The sequence below is a fragment of the Mesorhizobium sp. WSM4906 genome, from assembly GCF_029674625.1.
In the GTDB taxonomy this organism is placed as follows: Bacteria; Pseudomonadota; Alphaproteobacteria; order Rhizobiales; family Rhizobiaceae; genus Mesorhizobium.
In genome coordinates, this window is record NZ_CP121355.1 from 6,652,154 (window position 1) to 6,675,024 (window position 22,871).

The 22,871-nt window shown below is 64.0% G+C and carries 20 protein-coding genes; 6 read left to right on the top strand and 14 right to left on the bottom strand.

Annotation, left to right across the window (positions count from 1 at the left end; all coding sequences use genetic code 11):
- Nucleotides 1–160 precede the first annotated feature (160 nt).
- From QAZ22_RS32055 to QAZ22_RS32065, 3 genes are read left to right on the top strand one after another with little or no spacing between them, the layout of a single operon-like run.
- Nucleotides 161–3,091 carry a molybdopterin oxidoreductase family protein gene (locus tag QAZ22_RS32055; protein ID WP_278204893.1) on the top strand — a complete coding sequence of 977 codons (2,931 nt, stop codon included), beginning with the start codon at nucleotides 161–163 and terminating at the stop codon, nucleotides 3,089–3,091.
- Nucleotides 3,088–3,822, top strand: a complete 735-nt coding sequence (locus QAZ22_RS32060; RefSeq protein ID WP_278204894.1) for a 4Fe-4S dicluster domain-containing protein — start codon at nucleotides 3,088–3,090, stop codon at nucleotides 3,820–3,822. The genes QAZ22_RS32055 and QAZ22_RS32060 overlap by 4 nt, the downstream gene beginning before the upstream one ends.
- A gap of 12 nt (nucleotides 3,823–3,834) precedes the next feature.
- Nucleotides 3,835–4,770, top strand: coding sequence for a DmsC/YnfH family molybdoenzyme membrane anchor subunit (locus QAZ22_RS32065; protein WP_278204895.1), 936 nt, complete (start codon nucleotides 3,835–3,837; stop codon nucleotides 4,768–4,770).
- 9 nt (nucleotides 4,771–4,779) lie between these two features.
- Here the strand turns inward: QAZ22_RS32065 and pdeM are convergent, their stop codons facing one another.
- From pdeM to QAZ22_RS32090, 5 genes are all read right to left on the bottom strand, one after another.
- A complete protein-coding gene (pdeM, locus tag QAZ22_RS32070; protein ID WP_278204896.1) occupies nucleotides 4,780–5,496 on the bottom strand; it encodes a ligase-associated DNA damage response endonuclease PdeM in 717 nt (238 codons plus the stop codon).
- Between the two features lie 25 nt (nucleotides 5,497–5,521).
- The gene (locus QAZ22_RS32075) at nucleotides 5,522–8,044 is read right to left on the bottom strand and encodes a ligase-associated DNA damage response DEXH box helicase (protein ID WP_278204898.1); all 2,523 of its coding nucleotides are present in this window, start codon (nucleotides 8,042–8,044) and stop codon (nucleotides 5,522–5,524) included.
- Nucleotides 8,045–8,268: 224 nt separating this feature from the next.
- Nucleotides 8,269–9,129: an NlpC/P60 family protein gene (locus QAZ22_RS32080; protein WP_278204899.1), complete on the bottom strand. Its 861-nt coding sequence runs from the start codon at nucleotides 9,127–9,129 to the stop codon at nucleotides 8,269–8,271.
- A gap of 30 nt (nucleotides 9,130–9,159) precedes the next feature.
- Nucleotides 9,160–9,510 (bottom strand): MarR family winged helix-turn-helix transcriptional regulator, encoded by a 351-nt coding sequence (locus tag QAZ22_RS32085; protein WP_278076138.1) that lies wholly within the window; start codon nucleotides 9,508–9,510, stop codon nucleotides 9,160–9,162.
- A gap of 73 nt (nucleotides 9,511–9,583) precedes the next feature.
- Entirely contained in the window at nucleotides 9,584–10,948 is a 1,365-nt protein-coding gene (locus QAZ22_RS32090) for a leucyl aminopeptidase family protein (protein WP_278204900.1), read from the bottom strand.
- Between the two features lie 226 nt (nucleotides 10,949–11,174).
- On the opposite strand from QAZ22_RS32090, the gene QAZ22_RS32095 reads away from it, so the two are divergent.
- A complete protein-coding gene (locus tag QAZ22_RS32095; RefSeq protein ID WP_278204901.1) occupies nucleotides 11,175–12,002 on the top strand; it encodes a tetratricopeptide repeat protein in 828 nt (275 codons plus the stop codon).
- 198 nt (nucleotides 12,003–12,200) lie between these two features.
- Here QAZ22_RS32095 and QAZ22_RS32100 read toward each other — a convergent pair whose 3' ends face one another.
- The 9 genes from QAZ22_RS32100 to QAZ22_RS32140 all read right to left on the bottom strand — a co-directional run bounded on the left by QAZ22_RS32100 (nucleotide 12,201) and on the right by QAZ22_RS32140 (nucleotide 21,336).
- The gene (locus QAZ22_RS32100) at nucleotides 12,201–13,217 is read right to left on the bottom strand and encodes a type II secretion system F family protein (RefSeq protein WP_278204902.1); all 1,017 of its coding nucleotides are present in this window, start codon (nucleotides 13,215–13,217) and stop codon (nucleotides 12,201–12,203) included.
- Between the two features lie 13 nt (nucleotides 13,218–13,230).
- Nucleotides 13,231–14,244 (bottom strand): type II secretion system F family protein, encoded by a 1,014-nt coding sequence (locus QAZ22_RS32105; RefSeq protein ID WP_278204903.1) that lies wholly within the window; start codon nucleotides 14,242–14,244, stop codon nucleotides 13,231–13,233.
- Between the two features lie 122 nt (nucleotides 14,245–14,366).
- On the bottom strand, nucleotides 14,367–15,866 hold the full coding sequence (locus QAZ22_RS32110; protein WP_278204904.1) for a CpaF family protein: 1,500 nt from the start codon (nucleotides 15,864–15,866) through the stop codon (nucleotides 14,367–14,369).
- 30 nt (nucleotides 15,867–15,896) lie between these two features.
- A complete protein-coding gene (locus QAZ22_RS32115) occupies nucleotides 15,897–17,180 on the bottom strand; it encodes a CpaE family protein (protein WP_278204905.1) in 1,284 nt (427 codons plus the stop codon).
- A 30-nt stretch (nucleotides 17,181–17,210) separates the two neighbouring features.
- Nucleotides 17,211–17,948: a CpaD family pilus assembly protein gene (locus QAZ22_RS32120; protein WP_278076131.1), complete on the bottom strand. Its 738-nt coding sequence runs from the start codon at nucleotides 17,946–17,948 to the stop codon at nucleotides 17,211–17,213.
- A gap of 14 nt (nucleotides 17,949–17,962) precedes the next feature.
- Nucleotides 17,963–19,492, bottom strand: a complete 1,530-nt coding sequence (locus QAZ22_RS32125; protein WP_278204907.1) for a type II and III secretion system protein family protein — start codon at nucleotides 19,490–19,492, stop codon at nucleotides 17,963–17,965.
- Complete coding sequence (gene cpaB / locus QAZ22_RS32130) at nucleotides 19,489–20,301, bottom strand: Flp pilus assembly protein CpaB (RefSeq protein WP_278204908.1); 813 nt, start codon at nucleotides 20,299–20,301, stop codon at nucleotides 19,489–19,491. Before cpaB ends, QAZ22_RS32125 begins: the two co-directional genes overlap by 4 nt.
- Nucleotides 20,302–20,490: 189 nt before the next feature.
- Nucleotides 20,491–21,009, bottom strand: coding sequence for a prepilin peptidase (locus tag QAZ22_RS32135; RefSeq protein ID WP_278204909.1), 519 nt, complete (start codon nucleotides 21,007–21,009; stop codon nucleotides 20,491–20,493).
- Nucleotides 21,010–21,156: 147 nt separating this feature from the next.
- Nucleotides 21,157–21,336, bottom strand: a complete 180-nt coding sequence (locus tag QAZ22_RS32140; protein WP_278204910.1) for a Flp family type IVb pilin — start codon at nucleotides 21,334–21,336, stop codon at nucleotides 21,157–21,159.
- Between the two features lie 355 nt (nucleotides 21,337–21,691).
- On the opposite strand from QAZ22_RS32140, the gene QAZ22_RS32145 reads away from it, so the two are divergent.
- Both QAZ22_RS32145 and QAZ22_RS32150 read left to right on the top strand, forming a co-directional pair.
- Entirely contained in the window at nucleotides 21,692–22,114 is a 423-nt protein-coding gene (locus QAZ22_RS32145; protein ID WP_278204911.1) for a pilus assembly protein N-terminal domain-containing protein, read from the top strand.
- A gap of 169 nt (nucleotides 22,115–22,283) precedes the next feature.
- Entirely contained in the window at nucleotides 22,284–22,844 is a 561-nt protein-coding gene (locus tag QAZ22_RS32150; protein WP_278208011.1) for a TadE/TadG family type IV pilus assembly protein, read from the top strand.
- Nucleotides 22,845–22,871: the final 27 nt, after the last annotated feature.

Genomic DNA, 22,871 nt, shown 5'->3' on the forward strand with positions numbered 1-22,871 from the left:
TGGAAATGATCGGGCGCTTCAAATCCCTTTTCGCGCATTGGAGCCGTCGGCTGAGGCGGCAGTTGGCCGGCGAGCGCTATCATCCCGAGCTGCACTATATGCGCGGACCGGGGCCAAAGACGAAGGCCAAGTTGGCGAGTAACGAGAGCATCCGCGGATCATGAGCAGCGGTGCGCCACGCGGCGCCAACTCCGCACCCTCCCAGCAGCCGCTGTCCGACACGCGCGCACCGAAGGAGGGCGACGGCGTCGACACCTCGCCGAACGTCTCCGACCGCATCGCCAAGACCACCTGCTACATGTGCGCCTGCCGCTGCGGCATCGACGTCCACATCAAGGACGGCAAGGTGCGCTACATCAACGGCAACAAGGACCACCCGGTGAACCGCGGCGTGATCTGCGGCAAGGGCAGCGCCGGCATCATGCAGCATTACAGCCCGGCGCGGCTGAGGAAGCCCTTGCTGCGCGCCGGCCCGCGCGGCTACGGTGAGTTCCGCGAGATCGAGTGGGAGGAGGCGCTCACCATAGCCTCCGAGCGGCTGTCGGCGATCCGCCGCGCCGATCCGAAAAAGCTCGCCTTCTTCACCGGGCGCGACCAGTCGCAATCGCTGACGGGCTGGTGGGCGAGCCAATTCGGCACGCCGAATTTCGCCGCCCATGGCGGCTTCTGCTCGGTCAATATGGCGGCCGGCGGCCTCTACACAATCGGCGGCTCGTTCTGGGAGTTCGGCGAGCCCGACTGGGACAATACGAAATACTTCATGCTGTTCGGCGTCGCCGAGGACCATGATTCCAACCCGATCAAGATCGGCCTCGGCAAGCTCAAGGCTCGCGGCGCCAAGGTCGTCTCGATCAATCCGTGCCGCACTGGCTACAACGCCATCGCCGACGATTGGATCGGCATCAGGCCGGGCACGGACGGCTTATTCGTGCTCGCCCTCGTCCACGAACTGCTCAAGGCCGGCCGCATCGATCTCGACTATCTGCTGCGCTACACCAACGCTGCCGTACTCGTGATCCAGGATCCAGGTGCAGCAGATGACGGCTTGTTCGTTCGCGACGACGCCGGCGATCTACTCGCCCTGGACAGGGTGACCAAGCAACCGGTCAAGGCTACCGACCCCGAAACAAAACCGGCGTTGACTGGAGACTATACGGTCAACGGACGCCGCTGCACGCCGGTGTTCCAGCTCATCGCCGACCGCTACCTGCACGAAAACTATTCGCCGGATGTCGTTGCGGGGCGCTGCGGGGTCGGCGCCGATACGATCCGCCGGATCGCGGCGGAACTGGCGCATGTCGCCTTCGAGCAAACGATCGAGCTGCCGGTCGCCTGGACCGACTGGGCGGGCCGGCGCCACGAGACGATCAAGGGACGGCCTGTATCGATGCATGCCATGCGCGGCATCTCGGCCCATTCCAACGGTTTTCATAGCTGCCGCGCCATCCACCTGCTGCAGGTTCTGCTCGGCACCGTGGATGTGCCCGGCGGCTTCCGCTTCAAGCCGCCCTATCCCCGTTGCGCGCCTCCGGGGCCCAAGCCCGCCGGCAAAAACGTCCGACCGATGACGCCGCTCGAGGGCATGCCGCTCGGCTTCGTTTGCGGCCCCGACGATCTGCTCGTCGATGGGGCCGGCCGGCCTACCCGCATCGACAAGGCCTATTCCTGGGAGGCGCCTTTGGCGGCGCACGGCCTGATGCATAGCGTCATCCGCAACGCCTGGGCCGGCGATCCCTATCCGATCGACACTCTGATGATGTACATGTCGAACATGGCGTGGAACTCCTCGATGAACACCGTCGAGACGATTCGTATGCTGACCGACAGGGACGAGGACGGCGCCTACAAAATCCCCTTCATCATCTATTCCGACGCCTATTACTCCGAGACCGTGCCGTTCGCCGATCTGGTTCTGCCCGACACCACCTATCTCGAGCGGCATGACTGCATCAGCCTGCTCGATCGGCCGATCAGCCATGCCGACGGGCCGGGCGACGCCATCCGCCATCCGGTGGTGCAGCCGGACCGCGACGTGCGGCCGTTCCAGTCGGTGCTGATCGAGCTCGGCGCGCGGCTCGGACTGCCCGGCTTCGTCACCGACGACGGCTCGGCGAGATACCGCGACTATGCCGATTACATCGTCAACCACGAGCGCGCGCCCGGCATCGGCCCGCTCGCCGGGTGGCGCGGCAAAAACGGCGGCGCGATCGGCAAGGGCGAGGTCAATCCGGACCAGTTGCAGCGCTACATCGACAATGGCGGCTTCTGGCACCACGATTTTTCCAACGACCAGCGCTACTACAAGATGGGCAATCGCGCCTATCTCGACTTCGCGGTGCAGATGGGATTCATCCCTAAGGCCGAACGAACCGTCTTCCAGCTTTACTCCGAGCCGATGCAGCGCTTTCGCCTCGCCGCACGCGGCCATGGACAGCTGCAGCCGCCGGAGGCCGAGCGCGGCCGCATCGAAGCCTACATGGATCCGCTGCCCTTCTGGTACGCGCCCTTCGAGGACGAGGCCGTCGATCTGCAAAGATATCCATTGCATGCACTGACGCAGCGGCCGATGCACATGTACCATTCCTGGGGTTCGCAGAATGCGTGGCTGCGGCAGATCACCAGCCAGAACCGGCTGTTCGTGCATCGGGAAACGGCCGGCAGACTTGGCCTTGCCGACGACGACTGGGTGTGGATCGAGAGCATCAACGGCCGGGTGAAAGGCCAGATCAAGCTCATCGACGGCGTGAACCCGGACACGGTTTGGACCTGGAACGCGATCGGCAAGCGGCGCGGCAGCTGGGGCCTGCAGGACGATGCCGCCGAGAGCAATCGCGGCTTCCTGCTCAACCACATCATCGGCGACCAGACCGCGGCCGACGCCAACGGCAAGCGCTACTCGAACTCCGATCCCGTCACCGGACAGGCGGCATGGTTCGACGTGCGTGTGCGCCTCGTCAAATGCATGCCCGAGGAAGCCGGCTTCACCGAGCCGCAGTTCGAGCGTTTTGCCCAACTGCCAAACGTCGAGCCGTCACCGGATGTGCTTCGCTACGGCGCCGCATTCCGCATGAAAAGGGAGGCCGCCGAATGACCTGCCTACCCGCCCGGACCGACAAAAAGCTTGGCCTGGTCATCGACCTCGACACCTGCGTCGGCTGCCAGGCCTGCGTCACCGCCTGCAAGGAATGGAACACTGGCGGCCACATGGCGCCGCTGACCGACACCGATCCTTATGGCGGGCATGCCGACGGCGTATGGTTCAATCGCGTTCACGCCTACGAGCACACGACCGAGACGGGCGGCCGCACGGTGAATTTTCCGCGCTCTTGTCTCCACTGCGAGCAGCCGGCCTGCGTCACCGTCTGCCCGACGGGCGCCTCCTACAAGCGCACCTCGGACGGCATCGTGCTGGTCGACGAGGACAAATGCATCGGCTGCAAGCTGTGCAGTTGGGCCTGCCCTTATGGCGCGCGCGAGTTCGATACGGATGTCGGCGTGATGAAGAAATGCACGCTCTGCGTCGACCGCATCTACAACGACAATCTGGCGACCGAAGATCGCGTGCCGGCATGTGTCGCCGCCTGCCCGACCAGCGCCCGGCATTTCGGCGATCTCGGCGATCCGGCCTCGGCGATCTCGCGGCTTGTGGAGGAGCGGGGCGGCGTCGACCTGATGCCGGAACTTGGCTACAAGCCGACCAACAAATATCTGCCGCCGCGCGCCCTCAGCGAACACGCGGCGAAGGTCGATGCGCCGGCGCTGGAGCCGATCCGGGCGGAGGGCGGCTTCCTCGGCTGGATCGACCGCATGCTTTCGAATTAGCTTCGCCCCATCATGCATCCCGCTTTCTCGGTCGTCTTCTTCACCACCGCTACCGGGGCCGGCTACGGCCTGCTGGCGCTGCTCGGCGGGCTCGGCGGGCTGGGTTTCATCCAGCCCGAGTTGTGGCTTGGCTTTGTCGGCATGGCGCTTGCGCTTGGCCTGATCATAGCCGGCCTGCTCTCCTCCACCGGACATCTCGGCCGGCCCGAACGCGCCTGGCGCGCCTTCTCGCAATGGCGCAGCTCCTGGCTGTCGCGCGAAGGCGTGGCGTCGGTCGCGACCTTCATCCCTGCCGGGTTGTTCGGCATCGGCTGGGTGTTCTTCGGCCGAAGCGGCGGCTGGGTTGCGGTTGCTGGCCTGCTGACTTCAGCCGGCGCGATCACCACGGTCGGTACGACGGGCATGATCTACGCCTCGCTGAAGCCGGTCGCGCAGTGGCACGGTCCCTTTACGCTGCCGGCCTATTTCATCTTCGCGGGCATGACAGGCGGCGTGCTGCTCAACGCCCTTCTCCAGGGTTTCGCCATGGATTCGACGGCGGTGCTGACCGGCGCGCTGCTTGCCTCGCTTGCCGGCTGGGCCTGGAAGCTCGCGACCTGGCGGCATAACGACCGGCTGGAAATCCCGACCACCGCCAACACGGCGACGGGGCTGGCGGGCGGCACGGTGCGGTCGATCGAATGGCCGCACACCGAAGAAAACTACTTGCTCAAGGAGATGGGTTTCCGCATCGCGCGCAAGCACAGCGCCAAGCTGAGGCGGATCACGCAGGCGCTGGCCTTCGCGGTGCCGGCCATCTTGCTCGTTATCGCCCTTGTGTCTCCGCGGCCAGTCGCGGCCATAGCGTCGGTCCTCGCCGCCATTTGCCAACTCGCCGGTATGCTGGTCGAGCGCTGGCTGTTCTTCGCCGAGGCGAAGCACACGGTCACGCTTTACTATGGCAGATAGAGGCGGCTTTCAGCCGGGCCGCAGCATAGAGCCGGAGATCGCAAAGATGCGCTCGGTGCCGAGCATATAGGCAACAAGCGTTTCCAGGCGGAACAGGCCGGCATAGGCGCGGTCGAGCACGTTGAGCGAGCCGGTGTAGGCGCCGAAGGCCGGCATGATCATACGGCCGCCGTCGCCGGCAAAGCAGCGCCGCCTGACCGAGCGGCCGCGCTGTACGATGCGGGCGCAAGGATGAAGATGGCCGGCGATCTCGCCTTCCACCCGCAGCTTCGAGGGCTCGTGGCGGAAGAGCAGCGAGCCGATGGCGAGTTCCCTCACCGTTTCGCCCGGCAGGTCGGCGGGCGCCTCGGGATCGTGGTTGCCGGCAACCCAGAACCAGTCGCGGCCGGCCATCATTGCCTCCAGCCGCTCACGGAAGCTCAGATGCATGCGCTCAGCGCCGCCGCCGTCGTGGAAGGAGTCGCCAAGGCTGACGACGATCCGCGGCTGATAGTCGGCGATCACCGCCTGCAGCTTGAGCAAGGTGGCGCCGGTGTCGTAGGGCGGGATGAGCGCGCCGCGCCTGGCGAAGGATGAGCCCTTTTCGAGATGCAGGTCGGAGACCGCGAGCAGCCGCAGATCGGGGAAATAGAGCACGCCGCGCCGGTCGCAGACCGCGCGCTCGCCGGCGATGCCGACAAGGTCGGCCTCGGCGATCAGCGTTGCGCGCGACAGCGAAAAATTCATCCCCTCTTGGCCCTCTCTCAGCCCGTCACGCTCGGCCGCCCATGGCTTCCTCGACCAGATCGGCGGCTTCCATCAACAGCGTGTCGTTGGCGCCGCCATTAACCGATTCCTTGCCGATCTCCAGCATCACCGGCACCGCCAGCGGCGAGATCTGATCGAGATGCTTATGCATGATTCGACCGCGCACGCGCGAGAGCATCTCCCCAAGTCTGCTGACATCGAGCAATCCGGCCGAAGCGTCGGTGCGCGTCGCCTGCAGCAAGATATGGTCCGGCTCGTGGCTGCGCAGCACGTCGTAGATGAGGTCCGCCGAGACCGTCACCTGGCGCCCGCTCTTTTCCTGGCCGGGATAACGCTTCTCGATCAAGCCAGCGATGACCGCGCAGGTGCGGAAAGTGCGCTTCAGCATCCAGCTGTCGTTCAGCCAGGCCTCCAGATCGTCGCCCAGCATGTCCTCGTCGAAAAGCGCGGCCAGCGACGGCTTCTTCGCCTTGAACAACGCCGCCATGTCGTCCAGCGCCCAGACGGCCAGTGAATAATCGGTGGCGACGAAGCCGAGCGGCCTGGCATGCGCGCGCTCCAGCCGGCGCGTCAAAAGCATGCCGAGCGTCTGGTGCGCCAGCCGGCCCTCGAAAGGATAGGCGACCATGTAGTGTCGGTTGCCGCGCGGAAAGGTCTCGACCAGAAGGTCGCCGCGCTTCGGCAGCACGGACTTTTCCTTCTGCAGCCGCAGCCAGTCCGCGACCTGCTCCGGCAAAGCCCGCCAGCGGTCGCTGTTCGCCAGCATGCCGCGCACCTGCTCGGCGAGATAGGTCGACAGCGGGAATTTGCCGCCGGCGTAGGACGGCACGATGATGTTGGCGCCGGCGCCATTGGAGACGACGCATTCGTTTTCGCGGATGCCCTCGAAGCGCAGCACCTTGCCTGCGAACAGGAAATTGTCGCCGGGCCGCAGCGTCTCGGCGAAATATTCCTCGATCTTGCCGAGCACCGGCCCGCCGCGACCGGCCATGCCGCGGCCCTGCCGGACATAGCGGATATTGAGCTCCGGCATCTCGACGATGGTGCCGACGTTCAGCCGGTATTGCTGGGCGACGCTCGGGTGCGAGATGCGCCAGAGCCCGTCCTTGTTCCGGCGGATGCGGGCGTAGCGCTCATAGTTCTTCAGCGCGTAGCCGCCGGTGGCGACGAAGTCGACGACGCGGTCGAAGGTCTCGCGCTCAAGCGCTGCGTAAGGCGCGGCGCCGCGCACTTCCTCGAACAGAAGATCGGCATCGAACGGCCCGCCACAGGCGACGCCCAACACATGCTGAGACAGCACGTCGAGCGCGCCCTTGACCAGCGGCGGCGTGTCCTGCGCGCCGAGATAATTGGCGTCGAGCGCGGCGCGGCATTCCAGCACCTCGAAGCGATTGGCCGGGATCAGGATCGCCTTCGACGGCTCGTCCATGCGGTGGTTGGCGCGGCCGATGCGCTGCGCCAGCCGGCTGGCGCCTTTCGGCGCGCCGACATGCACGACCAGATCGACATCGCCCCAGTCGATGCCGAGGTCGAGCGTCGAGGTGGCGACGATGGCGCGCAGCGCATTGTCGGCCATCGCCTTCTCGACGCGGCGGCGCTGGCCGACATCGAGCGAACCGTGATGCAACGCTATCGGAAGAGAATCCTCGTTCGCCCGCCAAAGCTCCTGGAACAAAAGCTCAGCCTGGCTGCGCGTGTTGACGAAGAGCAGCGTCGTGCGATGCTCTTTGATCGCCTCGTAGATTTCGGGGATGGCATAGCGGGCCGAGTGCCCCGACCACGGCACGCGCTCGCGCGAGTCGAGGATGGAGATGTCGGGCTTGGCGCCGCCAGCGACAGTGATCAGCCCGGCCATGTCGCCTGCAGGATTTTGGCCAACCAGCCAGCGCCGCAATTCGTCCGGCTCGGCGACCGTCGCCGACAGGCCGATGGTCTGCAGCTTGGGAACGAAGCTGCGCAATCGGGCCAGGCCCAGCGCCAAAAGGTGCCCGCGCTTCGAGGTGACGAGCGAATGCAGCTCGTCGAGAACGACATAGCGCAAGTCTTCGAAGAAGCGCTTGGCGTCGTTCGAGGCGATCAGCAAGGCGAGCTGCTCGGGCGTGGTGAGCAGGATGTCGGGCGGTACGAGCTTCTGCCGCTGGCGCTTGTGCGAGGGCGTGTCGCCGGTGCGCGTCTCGATGGTGACGGGCAGCCCGATCTCCTCCACCGGCTTGCCGAGATTGCGCTCGATGTCGACCGCCAGCGCCTTGAGCGGCGAGATGTAGAGCGTGTGGATGCCGCGATGCGCTTCGCCGGGCTTGCGGCGCGGACGCTTCGCGAGTTCGGTGAGCGAAGGCAGGAAGCCGGCCAGCGTCTTGCCGGCGCCGGTCGGCGCGATCAGCAGCACCGATTGCCCGCTTTCGGCCTTGGCCAGCAGCTCGAGCTGATGGACGCGCGGCGACCAGCCCTTTGCGGCGAACCATCTGACGAATGGCTCGGGCAGCAGGACGGCGGCATTCTGTTCGGCGAGGCGCGGCTGCTCTGTCACGTGCCAGAGGTAGCGCGACGCAGCGCGCTCGCCAAGAAAAATCGGAACAAAAGGGGATCGCTCTTCCTTCTCCCCTTGTGGGAGAAGGTGGATCGGCGCGCAGCGCCGAGACGGTTGAGGGGTGTTCCAGCGAAGTGAGACGCTGGCTTTCCCTGGAGCACCCCTCATCCGACCTCGCTTCGCGAGGCCACCTTCTCCCACAAGGGGAGAAGGAGAAGCTGGCGCTACGGCCTCCTGAACCCCGTGGGGCCGCCATAAAGATAGCCGATGCGCTCGACCGCTTCCTTCAGCCCCTCGCGCGAGACCAGCATGGTGTGGCCGTTGGCGTGGATCATGTCCTTCGCGTCCGTCATGATCGCGACGTGACCTTTCCAGAAGACGAGGTCGCCGCGCTGGAGCCCGGAGAAGTCGACGCCCGGTTCGAGCGGCGTGCCGATCGATACCGCCTGCATGTCGGAATCGCGCAGCACATCCTTGCCGGTCATGCGCATCGCCAGTTGCACGAGGCCGGAACAGTCGATGCCGAAGCCGGAAACACCGCCCCAGAGATAGGGCGTGCCGATGAAGCTTTCCGCCACCGTGACATAGTCGTCTGCCAGCTCCGCGATCGGTCTTAGATGGCGAGCGATGATCGCTTGGCCGGAAGGCAGCAGCGCGTAGTGCGTGCCGCGCGTTTCGGCCGAGCCTGCCACCGTCACCGTAGAGCCCATCGACAGTTGCCCGCCGATCGGAAAGCGCAGGTCGGGGCCTGGATAGAGAAAGGTGCGGGGTACGCAGACGATATGGGTCGGGGTTTGCTCACGCGTACCGACCACGTTGTCGGCGACATAGCCGACATAGCCGTCACGCTCGGCCTGCACCCAGGCCCAGCCTTCCGCGTCCTCGAAGACAAGCACATCGTCACCGAACAGCGCCTGCGTGTTGACGCCGGCATCGGGGCGCGGCGCCTTGCGCAGGTCGGCGACGGAAGCCGTGATCCGCGCCGGGCGGCCGGCGACGAAGCGGTCGGCGGCGATCTCGCCTTTCAGCCTGGCATCGGCAAGGTCGGAACGGAAAGCGTGAAGGCGGGCATCCCTGGCAGTCAAATCGGCAATCCAGTCAACTTTGGTGATCGGTCAGATCGGCAGTTCTTGCGCTTTGGCGACGATACCATCGCCGAAGCGCTCGACAAAGAGCGCGCCTTCGACCGTGCGCCGGATCAGCACGTTGCGCTTGTCGGCCTCGTCGCGGTGGCGCGAGACCAGCTTCAGCGCGCCCATCGTGTCGAGCGCCCTGGTGATGACCGGCTTGGTGACGTTGAGCCTGGCGGCCAGGCCGCGCACCGTGTGCGGCGGTGGATCGAGGTAGATGGTGAGCAGGATCGCCGTCTGCCGCATGGTGAGATCGGGCGCGCCGTCGCGCACCTGCGACAGCAAAACCTGCTGCCACAGTCGCAAGGCCTGGCTCGGGCGCATCGAGATCGACATCCGCCCAGCATGACGGCAAATTGTTTCGCGTCCGTTTCAGTCCAGGCGTTTTGCCGGCTTTTTTGCCAGGCGCTCATCCGAACCGTGTCGCGATGATGCGCTCCAGCGCGCGAATACCTTGCGCTTCGCCGCCCGTCAGTCCGTGCGGACGATCGGCGGGGTTCCAGGCAAAAATGTCGAAATGCGCCCAGACGGGCGTTTTTTCCACGAAGCGCTTGAGGAAGAGAGCCGCGGTGATCGATCCGGCAAAGCCGTCCGTGGTGACGTTGTTGATGTCGGCGACCTTCGAGGAAAGCTTCGCGTCGTAGGGACGCCACAGGGGCATGCGCCACAGCGGATCCTCGGCTGCAAGCGAAGCCGCCGCCAGATCGGACGCCAGCGCCTCGTCGCCGGTGTAGAAGGGCGGCAGGTCAGGGCCAAGCGCGACGCGCGCCGCTCCGGTCAGCGTCGCCATGTCGATCAGCAGGGACGGCTTCTCCTCGTCGGCGAGCGCCAGCGCGTCGGCCAGGACCAGCCGGCCTTCCGCATCGGTGTTGCCGATCTCGACCGTGATGCCCTTGCGGCTCCTCAGAACGTCGCCCGGCCGGAAGGCGTTGCCGGCGATCGAATTCTCGACCGCGGGGATCAGCACGCGCAGCCGGACATTCACTTTCGCCGCCATGACCATGGAAGCGAGACCCAGCACGTTTGCGGCACCGCCCATATCCTTCTTCATCAACAGCATGCCCGACGACGGCTTGATGTCGAGGCCACCGGTATCGAAGCAGACACCCTTGCCGACCAGTGTCACCTTGGGCGCATCGCCCGGTCCCCAGCTCATGTCGATCAGCCGCGGCGCGCCGGCCGAGGCGCGGCCGACGGCATGGATCATCGGGAAATTCCGCGCCAGGAGATCGTCGCCCTTGACGACGGAGACGTCGGCGCCATGCGCGGCGGCCAAGGTCTGGACGGCCTCCTCCAGCTCACCCGGTCCCATGTCGCTGGTCGGCGTGTTGACGAGGTCGCGCGTCAGGAACACGCCGTCGGCGATGCGGGGGACAAGCGCGGCGTCGGCGCCCGGCGGCAGCGCGAAGCGCAATGCCTTGCCGGGCTTCTTGCCGTAACGGGTGAAGACGTAGCCGCCGAGGACGAGCGCAAGCGCCGCAAGATCGGGCGCAGGCAGGTCCTGGGCAAAATACCATTCGCCCTCGGGCAGCGACCGCGCCAAGGCGCCGACGGCAAGCTGGCTCTCGCCGTCGCCGGTGCCGAACAGCGCACCGGCGAGAGCGCCACCCTCACCGGGCAGGATCAGCGTCCGGCCCGCCTCGCCGGAAAAGCCATTGGCTCGCGCCCAAGCGATGACGGACGGCGGAAGGCCCGCGCCGTCGAGACCGTCCTTTCCCAGCAGATAGACTGGCAGGGCGGCTTCCGGCTTCTGGTCAACGAGTTCGACAGGCATTCGATGGTCTCCGAATAGGTAAAGCGCGTCGCGCAGAAACGGATTTCAGGCGACGCGCTTTAAGTTTTTGTTTTGATGCATGTCGTTGTCCCAGAACCGCTGCACACTTGTGGGCGACATGCAATGGCGAGTCAGCTTCTTAACGGTCCGTTAGGGTTAACAGAATATTTCTGCGGGAGGGAAGACCGGCCAGCCAACGGCCGCACAGGATGGAGACCAGGTGCAAATGCCGATCAATGCGCCGAACGTGAAAGACAAGCGTCTGGTGACCACGGCATTGGTGGTGGCGCTGGCGGCCGGCATCGCGGGCTGCAGCAGCACCAGCAAGTTCACCACCGGCTCCATTTCCCGCTCCGACGGCAGGCCGCTGGAAACGATGTCGGCCGGCGAATTGCACAGTGCCACGACCAGGCTTGGCGAATCCTACGCCAGGAACCCGAACGACAAACGCATCGCCACGAATTACGCGGCGGCGCTGCAGATGGATGGCGACGCCGACCAGTCGCTGGCGGTGATGCGCAAGCTCGCAATCGCCTATCCCAAGGACCGGGACGTGCTCGCCGCCTACGGCAAGGCGCTTGCCGCCAACGGGCAGTTCGAGCCGGCGCTCGATGCTGTACGCCGCGCGCAGACGCCGGAATATCCGGACTGGCGCCTGGTGTCGGCGGAAGCCGCCATCCTCGACCAGATGGGACAGCGGGACGAGGCGCGTCAGGACTACCGAAAGGCGCTCGACCTCAAGCCGAACGAACCTTCCATCCTCTCCAATCTCGGCATGTCCTACGTGCTCGAGGGCGATCTGCGCACAGCCGAAACCTATATGCGCTCGGCAGCGCAGCAGCCGAACGCCGACAGCCGCGTGCGGCAGAACCTGGCGCTGGTCGTCGGCCTGCAAGGCCGCTTCGACGAAGCCGAGAAGATTGCCTCGCAGGAGCTTTCGCCGGAACAGGCGCAGGCCAATATTGCTTATCTGCGCCAGATGCTCGCCCAGCAGAATGCCTGGAGCCAGCTCAAGGATCAGGACAAGGACAAGGCGAAGGTCGCGACCAACTGACCGCGGCTGCGCCGCGTCAAGCGCCGCGCCAGACAAGGGAAAAGCCGCGCGGCGCCGGCCACGCGGCTTTTGTCATGACCTAAAGCGCGTCGCGATCTTTCAGATTCGCTCCATGCACTTTAGGTTTTTGATTTTACGCATGTCTGGGTCCCGAAACCGGTTCCCACTTTCGGGGAGACATGCTTTAGACAGCTTCGCCTATTGACTGCTGGAGCTGTGCTGGTCGCCGAAGATGCCGCGCTGGCTGACCTGGATGCCGGCCGGACCCAGGATGATGGCGAACAGAACCGGCAGGAAGAACAGGATCATCGGCACGGTGAGCTTCGGCGGCAGCGCGGCGGCCTTCTTCTCTGCCGCGTTCATGCGCATGTCGCGGCTTTCCGAGGCCAGCACGCGCAGCGCATGCGCCACGGGCGTGCCGTAGCGTTCCGCTTGAACCAGGGCCTGGGACACCGACTTCACCGATTCCAGGCCGGTGCGGCTCGCCAGGTTCTCGTAGGCTACCTTGCGGTCCTGCAGATAGGAGAGTTCGGCATTGGTAAGCACGAACTCCTCCGCGAGCGCCACGGACTGGGCGCCGATCTCGTCGGCGACCTTGCGAAGCGCCGCCTCCACCGACATGCCGGACTCCACGCAGATCAGCAACAGGTCGAGCGCGTCCGGCCATGCCAGCTGGATCGACTGCTTGCGCTTGGTCGCGCGGTTGTTGACGTAGAGGATCGGCGCATAGAAGCCGCCATAGGCGACAAGAACGCAGACGAACAGCTTGATGAAAGCCGGCTGCTGCGCCAGACCGCCGAGCAGGAACAGGTAGATCGCCGCGAGCGCAAATCCGATGAACGGCAGGATCAGGCGGAAGAACAGGAAGCGCGTCAGCGGATTCTGGCCGCGGAAGCCCGCCACCTTGAGCTTCTGCAGCGTGCCTTCGTCGGCAAGCGCGCGCTTGAGATCCAGCCGCTCGACGATGTTGCGCATGCCGATCGACTGCTCCTCGCGCAACCCCTTGCGGCGGCGGTCGGCCTCGTTGGCAAGGCGCGCACGCTGCTTCGAGCGCAGCTCGTCGCGTTCGAGCGCCACGGTTTTCATGCGCGCCTTGAGCTGATCGCCGCCGAGCGCGGGCATGAGCGTGAAGACGGTCGCAAAAACCGCGATGCCGACCAGGAGCGCGATAAGGAAGGAAGGATCGGTTAGCGTCTTGACGACCTGGTCTGTCATTGGATCCGCGTCCCTATACTTCGAAATTCATCATCTTGCGCATCACCACGATGCCGATCGACATCCAGACGCCGGAACAGCCGAGGATCAGATTGCCGACACTGGTCGTGAACAGCGGCATGATGTAGTTCGGGCTCGAAAGATAGACGAGAAAGGCGACGACGAAGGGCAAGGCGCCGATGATGACGGCGGACGCTTTCGCTTCCATCGACAGCGCCTGCACCTTGGCCTTCATCTTCTTGCGGTCGCGCAGCACGCGCGAAAGGTTGCCAAGCGCCTCGGAGAGATTGCCGCCGGCCTGAGACTGGATCTGGATGACGATGCCGAAGAAGCCGGCCTCGGTGCATGGCATGGTCTCGGACATGCGCAGCGTGGCATCCGGGATCGACAGACCCATCTGTTGGGAATCGACGATGCGGCGGAACTCGGAGCGGACCGGCTCCGGAGATTCGTTGGCGATCAGGCGGATCGCATCGTTCAGCGGCAGACCGGATTTCACCGCGCGCACGATGATGTCGAGTGCGTTCGGGAACTCCTCCAGGAAAGCCTTCACCCGGCGCGTGCGGCGAAACGAGACGAACCAGCGCGGCAGGCCGAGGGCCCCGGCCAAGAGCGCGCCGGGCAGGACCAGCAACGGCGCTCCGGCGAGATAGGCAAGGAAGGTCAGCGCGATGCCGCAGATCACCGAGTACATGTAGAAGCGCTCGATGGGAACCGTCATGCCGGCCTGGCGGATCTGGGCCTTCAGCGGCGGCTTCTTGATGTTGCGGTCGCTGGTTTTCTGCTTCTCGTCGAGCTGCTTGAGCGAATCCTGAAGGGTCTTGCGCCGCCTGACCGCTTCCGCGGCCCGGTCGCGCGTAGCCTTTACCACCGACCGGTCGGTCTCTGCCGTCTTGATTGCTTCAAGCCGCTTGCCGGCCTGCTTTTCGTTGTCGATGCGCGTGAACAGGAAAGCATAGGCCATCGCGCCGGCGCTGAGGCCGGCTAGCACGACGAAAGCCAGAACCGTGGTGTCAATCCCGAACATCGACCTGGGCCCCTACGCCTCCAGATGCACTAGAGCGGTTCAGCAGTCGCTGACCCGCTCTAAATATTTGTTTTTACGCAATTCCGGACGGAAAACCGCTATGCACTTTTCCTGGAATTGCTCTAGTCAGCACGTTTCTCCATGGCCTCGAGCGCATTGGCGAGACGCTGCTCCTCGCCGTAGTAGCGGGCACGATCCCAGAAATGCGGCCGGCCGATGCCGGTGGAGACATGTTCGCCGATCAGGCGGCCGTTCGAGTCTTCGCCCTTGATGTTGTAGAGGACGAGATCCTGGGTGATGATGACGTCGCCTTCCATGCCGATCACCTCTGTGATGTGGGTGATGCGGCGCGAGCCATCGCGCAGGCGAGCCGCCTGGATGATGACGTCGACCGAGCCGACGACGATCTCGCGAACCGTTCTCTGCGGCAGCGAATAGCCGCCCATGGCGATCATCGATTCAATACGGTTCAAGCATTCGCGCGGACTGTTGGAGTGGATGGTTCCCATCGAACCGTCATGGCCGGTGTTCATCGCCTGCAGCAGGTCGAACACTTCCGGCCCGCGCACCTCGCCGACGATGATCCGTTCGGGCCGCATGCGCAGGCAGTTCTTGACGAGGTCGCGCATGGTCACCTCGCCCTCGCCTTCGAGATTGGGCGGCCTGGTTTCGAGACGAACCACGTGCGGCTGCTGCAGCTGCAGCTCGGCCGAGTCCTCGCAGGTGATGACCCGCTCCTCGCGATCGATGTAGTTGGTCAGGCAGTTGAGCAGCGTCGTCTTGCCCGAGCCGGTGCCGCCCGAGATGACGACATTGCAACGGACGCGGCCGATGATCTTGAGGATCTCGGCGCCTTGCGGCGAGATGGCGCCGAACTTGACCAACTGGTCGAGCGTCAGCTTGTCCTTCTTGAACTTGCGGATGGTGAGCGCGGTGCCGTCGAGGGAGAGCGGCGGCGCGATCACGTTGACGCGCGAGCCGTCGGGAAGGCGCGCGTCGCAGATCGGGCTCGATTCGTCGACGCGGCGGCCGACCTGACTGACGATGCGCTGGCAGATGTTGAGCAGCTGCTGGTTGTCGCGGAAGCGGATGCTGGTCGGCTCGACCTTGCCGTTGACCTCGATGTAGACGTTCTTGGAGCCGTTGACCATGATGTCGGCGATGTCGTCGCGGGCGAGCAGCGGCTCCAGCGGTCCATAGCCGAGCACGTCGTTGCAGATGTCCTCGAGCAGCTCTTCCTGCTCGGAGATCGACATCACGAAATTCTTGATCGCGATGATGTCGTTGACGATGTCGCGGATTTCCTCGCGCGCGCTTTCCGGATCGAGCTTGGCGAGCTGCGACAGGTCGATCGTGTCGATGAGCGCGGAAAACACCTGGCTCTTGGTGTCGTAGTAGGTTTCGCTGCGCTCGCGCTGGACCCTTCTCGGCGGCTCTGGCGCCATCGGCGGCGCCTCCACCGGACGGCGGGCGGGCGCCGGGGCAGGCATGCCGGGCACCGACGCGGGCGACCGATCGAGAGCCATCGTCCCGGTCGGACCGGGAGCGGCGGGAGGAGGTGCTGGCGGACGGAATTCGGGAGCTGCCCGGCTGCCGTCGTCTGTGCCTCGTTTACCAAACATGATCGACTACCCGATGCCGCTCTGCGAGCGTCACTTCTTGTTGCGCGAGAGCTTGCCGAGGATGGAGCCCAGGCCTGCCCTCTTCTTCGCCTTGATCTCGCTGCGCCCGGTCAGCACATGCGCGATTTCATTGATCGTGCCCACGACCGGACTCTTGGCGTCCATCTCGCCAAGCATGCGGCCGTTGTTGGCCGCGTTGCCGAACAGCAGCGGCTCGAAATTGATCACCGCCATCGGCGTGATGCCGAGCGGTTCGGAAAAATCCGATGCGGCGATCTCCGGCCGTTTCGGAACGCCTGCCTGGTTGATGATCAGCTTCGGCGGCGGGTCGTTCGGACGCAGCCGCTTCAGCATGTCCACCATATTCTTGGTGTTGCGAAGATTTGCCAGCTCGGGTGTGGCCGTGATGACGATCTCGTCGGCCTTGATCAGCGTGCTCTTCGTCCAACCGCTCCAGATATGAGGAACGTCGAGCACGAGCAAAGGTGCGCTGCGCTGCGCCGTTTCGATGACCTGGGAGAAGGCGTCCGGATCGAAATCGTAGACGCGCTCGAGCGTGGAGGGTGCCGCCAGCAGCGACAAATGCTCGGCGCACTGCGCGAGCAGGCGGTCGAGATAGACTTCGTCGACGCGCTCGGGCGAAAACACTGCCTCGGCGATACCCTGCGCGGGGTCCTGGTCGAAATTGATGTTGGCGGTGCCGAAGGCGAGGTCGAGATCGGCGACCACGACCTCCGATTTGAACAATGACGATATCGCCCAGGCGACATTGTGGGCGATCGTCGAGGAGCCGACGCCGCCCTTGGCGCCGATGAAGGCGATGGAGCGGCCGATCGGATCGGACTCGGGATCGACGAAGATCGACGACACGACGCTGACGATGTCGGTCATCGATACAGGCGCGATGACATATTCGGAAATGCCGGAGCGGATAAGCTCACGGTAGAGGCCGACATCGTTGTAATGGCCGATGACCACGACCTTCGAGGACGGATCGCAATACTCCGCGAGCTGAGTGAGCTGCTCGAGCAGCTGTTTCGGCTCGCTGCGCGATTCCAGCATGATCAGGTTGGGTGTCGGCGCCGACTGGTAGAATTCGATCGCGGTGGCGATGCCGCCCATGTGGACCTTGAGATGGGCCTTGGCCATGCGGCGATCCTCGCCGGCGCGCTCGATGGGATTGGCGACACCGTCGGTCTCGCAGAAGGCCTGGATCGAAATGCGCGGCACCGGGCGCAGCGCCTGCATGGCGGCGATGTCCTGTTGCGAGAGATCGCCGGTATCCGAGGGCGTGTCGTAGGCAAGATTGCTCATCGTCATGCTCTTTCCGCCATCCGGCGCGGCTCAGTACGTCACTTCCGAATTGCCGAGGAACTCGTCCGAAATGCCTCTGGCGCGATAGACATCGATCACATTGCTGCGATTTTCGGCGTCGATGTCGGACTGCTTGCGCGGCCCCAGCAGATCGTTGGGATTGGCCATCTGGGCGGCAAGGTTGTTCTGATAGGAGCAGCCGAAATCGGCGTAATGCTTGTTCTCCGACGTTTCCGTAAGGTCGTTCGGCCAACGCCCGCATTTGTCGGTCTGAGCTTGCACGGCGACGAAGGCGACGCGGACAGGCGCCGAGGCTTCAGGCACGGCGGACTGGTAAGACGTCATGACGATCCGGTTACGCTTCACACCGGCAGCCATGGCAAGCCGGGCAAAGTCGCGGCTGGCCGCCTGGGCGGCAAGCTGGTTGGCAGATCCGACCGGAACCGCAATCGTCAGTGCCGGGGCGGCGCTCCTGTCGTAACCGTCGAGGAAGCCGAGCAGCGCGTCGCGTTGCGAACCGGTCATGCCGCGATCGCCGGCGCCGACCGGAAGGTCGATCTTCTGGTTCTTCTCGGCGATGACGATCGGATGATTGGTGCGGTAGTCGTCGGGAATGGAGCCCACCGTAATGCTGTCGCGATGGAAGTTGGCGCATCCGGCGAGCGATGCCGCAAGGGCGATCGCCAGGACAGGAGCCGCCCGACGGAAACGTCCGCGGCCGGATGTTGCCGCCGCGATCGTCATGGCCTTCGATGCTGACTGAGACATGTCCGCTTTCCCGCTCATTTGTAGATGAAACCGACGACGCCGTGGTAACGGCCGGCCGGCCTGTCGGTCTGCATGGTGCCGTAGACGCGATTGACGCGGCCGAGGAACATGCCGGCGCCGTCGCTCGGCGGGTTGAAATTGTCATCGGGCTTGGCCAATTCATTGCGTGCCACCGGCCGCGCCAGATAGGGCGTGATGATGATGACGAGCTCGCTCTCGTTGCGCACGAAGTCGCGGCTGCGGAACAGCGCGCCGAGCACGGGAATCTTGGTGAGCCCAGGCAGTCCGTTGACGGCCTGCCTGACGTCGTCGCGCACGAGACCTGCGATCATCATCGAACCGCCGGAAGGCAATTCCACCGTCGTGTCGGCCAGACGCTTGCGCAGCGACAAGGCGTTCATGCCGATACTTCTATTGTCCGTGGATGCCGACACGGAACCCTCGGTTGTCGGTTCGGAAACCGACGTCCTCACCTTCAGACTGATACGGCCGGGTGACAATACCACCGGCTGGAACTCCAATCCGATGCCGTATTCAATCTTCTCGACACTATACGTCTTCAGACCTGTCTGGTTGTCGTTGGAGACGTTGGCGGAAACGTTGGTCACCATGTTGTATTCGCCGCCGACCTTGAAGGTCGCTTTCTCCCCAGACACGGCGGTCAAGGTAGGCTCGGCCAAGGTCTTCATGACGCCCGACTGCTCCATTGCGTTGATATAGGACTGCAGCCCGGACGCACTGATATTGAGGCCCGCGTTCGACAGCGGCTTGCCGAGACCAGTGAAAGGGTCGCTGAGCGCGCCCCAGGAAATGCCGTTGCTGCCGCCGGTGGCCATCATGTTGACGCCAAGCTGCTTCATCACCGAGCGACTTACTTCGGCCACCGTCACCTTCAGCGTGACCTGATCGTCGCCGATGATCTGCAGCAGATTGACGATCTTGGAGACGCGACGTTCGGCGTCGGGATTGTTGATATCGACGCCGCCATTGGCCGATCCGCCGGCGGCCGTCTGCGAATATTGGCCGGTCGTGGCTTCACCGCCCGAGACGAAGATGGTCGCCAGGTCGACGGCGCGCTTGGCATCGAGCGGCGTGTCCACCGTACCGGTGAGGATCACGTTGTCGTTCAGCAGCTCAACCTTGATCTCCGATGTCGGCAGGAAGCGCTTGAGATAGTCTTCCAGTCCGGCGACGTCGCGCTCGACCGCCAGGTCGAGGCTGGCGATTTGCTCGCCATTGGGGCCGAAGACGAAGATGTTGGTCTCGCCGACCGCCTTGCCGAACAGATATATGCGGCGCGCCGTGCGCGTCACCGCGTCGGCGACCGCCGGATTGGCGACGAGGATGTCGTAGGCGTCGTTCGGCAGATCGATGACCACCGACTTGTTGAGACCGAGCTTGACGCGCTGCGTGGCGACGGAGGCCGTCACGCCCGCCGACCTGTTCGCGGCCTTGGCCTCGTCGAGGCCTGGCGCATTGGTGCCGAGCAGGAACAGGCCGATTGCCGCTGCTGCCATGACGGGCAGTTTGCCGTTTAGCCTCATTTCCTTGCTCCCACTTCGGAAACTTCGCCCGACTTGATCAGCCGTACCGTGCCGCGCCGGCCGTTGCCGTTCACCAGATAGTCGGACTCGCCCAGGTTCTTCTCATTCGTGTCCACGATCGGACGCAGCGCCAATGTCAGGCGGTCCGCCATCTGCTGCGCCACCGTGATGATCTCCGCCTGCTGCGGCGTCAGTTCCAGCGTCGCGGTCTGGCCGACCCTGGTCTTCTTGCCTTCTTCGTCTTCCTGGATGGTCTGGTCGATGGCCAGGACGCGGATGTTCTTGAGGATGGTCTCGGTGTTGAAGCCGCTGCCGCCGTTACCGGTGTCGGCGCGCCGGGTCATGATGACGTCGACGAAATCATTGGGCAGGATGAAGCCGCCCGCCGACGTGTCGGCCGATATGGCGGTCGCGACGGCGCGCATGCCGGACGGCAGGATCGACGACATGAAGCTCTGCCCTTCGCCGACCAGCTTGGAGCGCCGCAACGGCTCGCCGGTATACATGGCCACGCGCGCCACCGAGCCCTTGAGCTTTTCGGCCGCGTCAGGTTCGGCGGCACGGGTGATGAAATTGGCGTTGACGCCGCTGGCCGGCCACTGCTCCCAGTTGATGTTGTCGCCGAGCTGGCTGCCCATCGCGACATCGCCGGAAAGCACCAAGACATCCTGCAACGCGATCGCCGGTTGCTTGGGAGCGTCGACAACGACCCGAGGCGGCGGCGCCACCACCATGTTCTTTGCGACATAACCCGCGCCGCCCGCCGCGGCCACTGCCACGCCCAGAATAATCAGTCGGGATGCTGGCATTCGTCCGAACCCTTCGCCTCAAGGCAAACCACCTAGCCAGGCCGGACTTTGCAGCCGCAATCGTCAAAACAAGGTTAATGCAATGCTTACGATCGTGATTAATTTAAGGTTTACTCAAATTAGACGGAACCGCTTGCCGTTAACGAAAAAAGGCGGCCAAGCCGCCCCGAGAAGCCTGCTGCGAACCAGTTAGGCGGTGAGCCTATCCAGCGCCCAGACCATCAGCGGAGAATCCGGGAAGGTGAGAAGCCCGCCGAGACCAAGTGCCACGCCATAGGGAATGCCTGCGCGCTCGTCTGCGAAATGGCGCAGGAAACGGTTATGGCCGGTGTAGGCCGCGAGCGGCGATTTCCGGTAAGCCAGAATGGCAATCGTCAGCAGGCCGCCGATCAACGTCGAGGTTACCAGATAGCCGATGAGATTGATGTTGAGCCCCATCCATACCGCGGTCGCCGCCAGCAGCTTGGCGTCGCCGCCGCCCATGCCGCCGAGCGCGAACAGGCCGAAAGTCACCGCCAGCACCAGGGCACCGGCCGCGAAATGCCCGCCATAGGTTGCCCAGTCCATCCCGGTCAACGGAGCCACCAGAGCGAATGTCGCCAGAAGCAGCACAGGCACGCGGTTGGCGATCGTCATGGACAGCGTGTCTGAGATCGCCGCAAACAGCATGCAGAAAGGAAAGACGACGAAGATCGCGGCTTCAAGCATGATAGTGCCTGTGCGTGCGGTTTACCAGCTGCAACTTAGGTATTCTGGATTAACGATTGATGATATGGATATTCGAAATCGCCTACCAAATGATAGAAGGGCCGCGAGCGGCCCTTCTATACGAAAAGCAACTGATTCCGCAGCTTATCACGGAGCTTTGCCAGTCGAGACCGCGTTGGCAATCGCAACAAACTTGGCATTCAGTGCGGTGCCGAGCTGGCCGGCGCCGACCATGATGGCGAGCGCGATGAGAGCGGCGATCAGACCGTATTCGATGGCGGTCGCGCCGGATTCGTCTTTCACGAAACGTGCGATGAGGTTAGACATTCGAGAGCTCCTACTCCACGTGTTACAGCACTTCCGTCAACTTCTCTTGCCGGTTGATCGGATGTTGCGAATTTAGGGAGAAGCCCTTTCAATCGGCTTAATAAATACCCTTACCGATTCCTTTCCGGGGGCGAACCCGTTGCTTGGTTAACCGTGACCTAAGCGTCGAAAGGCGGACCGACGGGAAGGAAAAGCGCGGAGATCCAGCCACGCGCTGCTTTGCTAAAACAGCATATGCTGCTGGCTCATGGCTCTCGAGTCGACCAATCCTTATCGCAGCCATGCAGCGTTTAACCGTCGGTTCACCAATTTCGTTCATGTTCCGTTGAACAGTCTGCCGCTCCGGAGCGCCTCAATGACCTTGTCGAGATCGCCATTTCCAGTCGTCGCGCTGCTGGCAGTTGCCGCTTTCGTCGTGCCGGCCAGGGCCGGCGCCGGCATCGAGGTCACCATGAATCAGGCAAAGATCGTCAAGTTGTCGCGTGCCGCCGACACGATCGTCATAGGCAATCCGGCAATCGCCGACGCCGCCGTGCAAGACGCCTCGACGGTCGTCCTCACCGGCAAGGGTTTCGGCGTCACCAATCTGGTCGTGCTCGACTCCGATGGCAGCCCGATCATCGACGAGCAGGTGACGGTCGTGCGGCAAGCCGCGTCATCGGTGCGCATCTACAGGCGTGCCGAAGTCCAGACAATGTCCTGCACTCCCTATTGCGAAAGCTCGTACAAGAGCGAAGCTGAGAAAACGTCCGAGACCGAAATGAACGCCGGCCATTGAAGGCCGACGCCGGCAAGCGCCGCGACGTTAATGGCGGGTTAAAGGTCGTCCGTCGAATTTAACGCTCATCCAAACCGGGCCTCAATGGGTTTTTCGCTATGTTGCCGCCGGCATTGCAAGGGATCGGCAGGAACGGGACATGAGCAAGGATCCGACACCCGAGGGCGGCATGGACGGCAAGGCAAGGGCAAAGTCTCGCCATGGCTTCTTCAGCGACAGGCGCGGCAGCACAGTCATAGAGTTCGCGCTGCTTGCCATGCCCTTCGCCCTATTAGTCTTCGCCATCCTCGAAAGCTGCATCTCGTTCGCCGGCCAGGAGGTGATGGCCAACATCACCGATGACGTCGCGCGCCAGCTCAGGACCGGGCAGCTCAAGAAGGCGAATGTGACCGAAGCCTCGATCAAGCAGCAGATCTGCGACGGGATGGCCATCATCGTCACCGGCAACTGTCTTGAACGCCTGCAGGTGGACCTGCGCGAATATCCGACCTTTGCCGACGCCGCCACGGCGAGCTTCAAGATCGTGGACGGCCAGATCGTGCTGACGCAAGGCACGAACTCAATGCCTTTCGGGGTATCACCCGGGCTGGCGGAAACGAAGAACATGCTGCGTGTCTTCTACAAATGGCCGGTCATGACCGATTTTCTGGCCAAGCAGATGGCCAATATAGACGGCGACACGCTGCATTTCGCGTCCGTGACCTGGCAGAACGAACCATTCGACAATTGAGACTGCTCGGCGGCTGAGACTGCGGCG

Excerpts from the sequence above, each read along its gene's own strand:
- QAZ22_RS32105 (WP_278204903.1), bottom strand. The coding sequence starts at position 14,244 with ATGTTCGGGATTGACACCACGGTTCTGGCTTTCGTCGTGCTAGCCGGC.
- QAZ22_RS32055 (WP_278204893.1), top strand. The coding sequence starts at position 161 with ATGAGCAGCGGTGCGCCACGCGGCGCCAACTCCGCACCCTCCCAGCAG.
- QAZ22_RS32060 (WP_278204894.1), top strand. The coding sequence starts at position 3,088 with ATGACCTGCCTACCCGCCCGGACCGACAAAAAGCTTGGCCTGGTCATC.
- pdeM (WP_278204896.1), bottom strand. The coding sequence starts at position 5,496 with ATGAATTTTTCGCTGTCGCGCGCAACGCTGATCGCCGAGGCCGACCTT.
- QAZ22_RS32090 (WP_278204900.1), bottom strand. The coding sequence starts at position 10,948 with ATGCCTGTCGAACTCGTTGACCAGAAGCCGGAAGCCGCCCTGCCAGTC.
- QAZ22_RS32135 (WP_278204909.1), bottom strand. The coding sequence starts at position 21,009 with ATGCTTGAAGCCGCGATCTTCGTCGTCTTTCCTTTCTGCATGCTGTTT.
- QAZ22_RS32145 (WP_278204911.1), top strand. The coding sequence starts at position 21,692 with ATGACCTTGTCGAGATCGCCATTTCCAGTCGTCGCGCTGCTGGCAGTT.
- QAZ22_RS32110 (WP_278204904.1), bottom strand. The coding sequence starts at position 15,866 with ATGTTTGGTAAACGAGGCACAGACGACGGCAGCCGGGCAGCTCCCGAA.
- QAZ22_RS32125 (WP_278204907.1), bottom strand. The coding sequence starts at position 19,492 with ATGAGGCTAAACGGCAAACTGCCCGTCATGGCAGCAGCGGCAATCGGC.
- QAZ22_RS32095 (WP_278204901.1), top strand. The coding sequence starts at position 11,175 with ATGCCGATCAATGCGCCGAACGTGAAAGACAAGCGTCTGGTGACCACG.
- QAZ22_RS32120 (WP_278076131.1), bottom strand. The coding sequence starts at position 17,948 with ATGTCTCAGTCAGCATCGAAGGCCATGACGATCGCGGCGGCAACATCC.
- QAZ22_RS32085 (WP_278076138.1), bottom strand. The coding sequence starts at position 9,510 with ATGTCGATCTCGATGCGCCCGAGCCAGGCCTTGCGACTGTGGCAGCAG.
- QAZ22_RS32140 (WP_278204910.1), bottom strand. The coding sequence starts at position 21,336 with ATGTCTAACCTCATCGCACGTTTCGTGAAAGACGAATCCGGCGCGACC.
- QAZ22_RS32065 (WP_278204895.1), top strand. The coding sequence starts at position 3,835 with ATGCATCCCGCTTTCTCGGTCGTCTTCTTCACCACCGCTACCGGGGCC.
- cpaB (WP_278204908.1), bottom strand. The coding sequence starts at position 20,301 with ATGCCAGCATCCCGACTGATTATTCTGGGCGTGGCAGTGGCCGCGGCG.
- QAZ22_RS32150 (WP_278208011.1), top strand. The coding sequence starts at position 22,284 with ATGGACGGCAAGGCAAGGGCAAAGTCTCGCCATGGCTTCTTCAGCGAC.
- QAZ22_RS32115 (WP_278204905.1), bottom strand. The coding sequence starts at position 17,180 with ATGAGCAATCTTGCCTACGACACGCCCTCGGATACCGGCGATCTCTCG.
- QAZ22_RS32100 (WP_278204902.1), bottom strand. The coding sequence starts at position 13,217 with ATGACAGACCAGGTCGTCAAGACGCTAACCGATCCTTCCTTCCTTATC.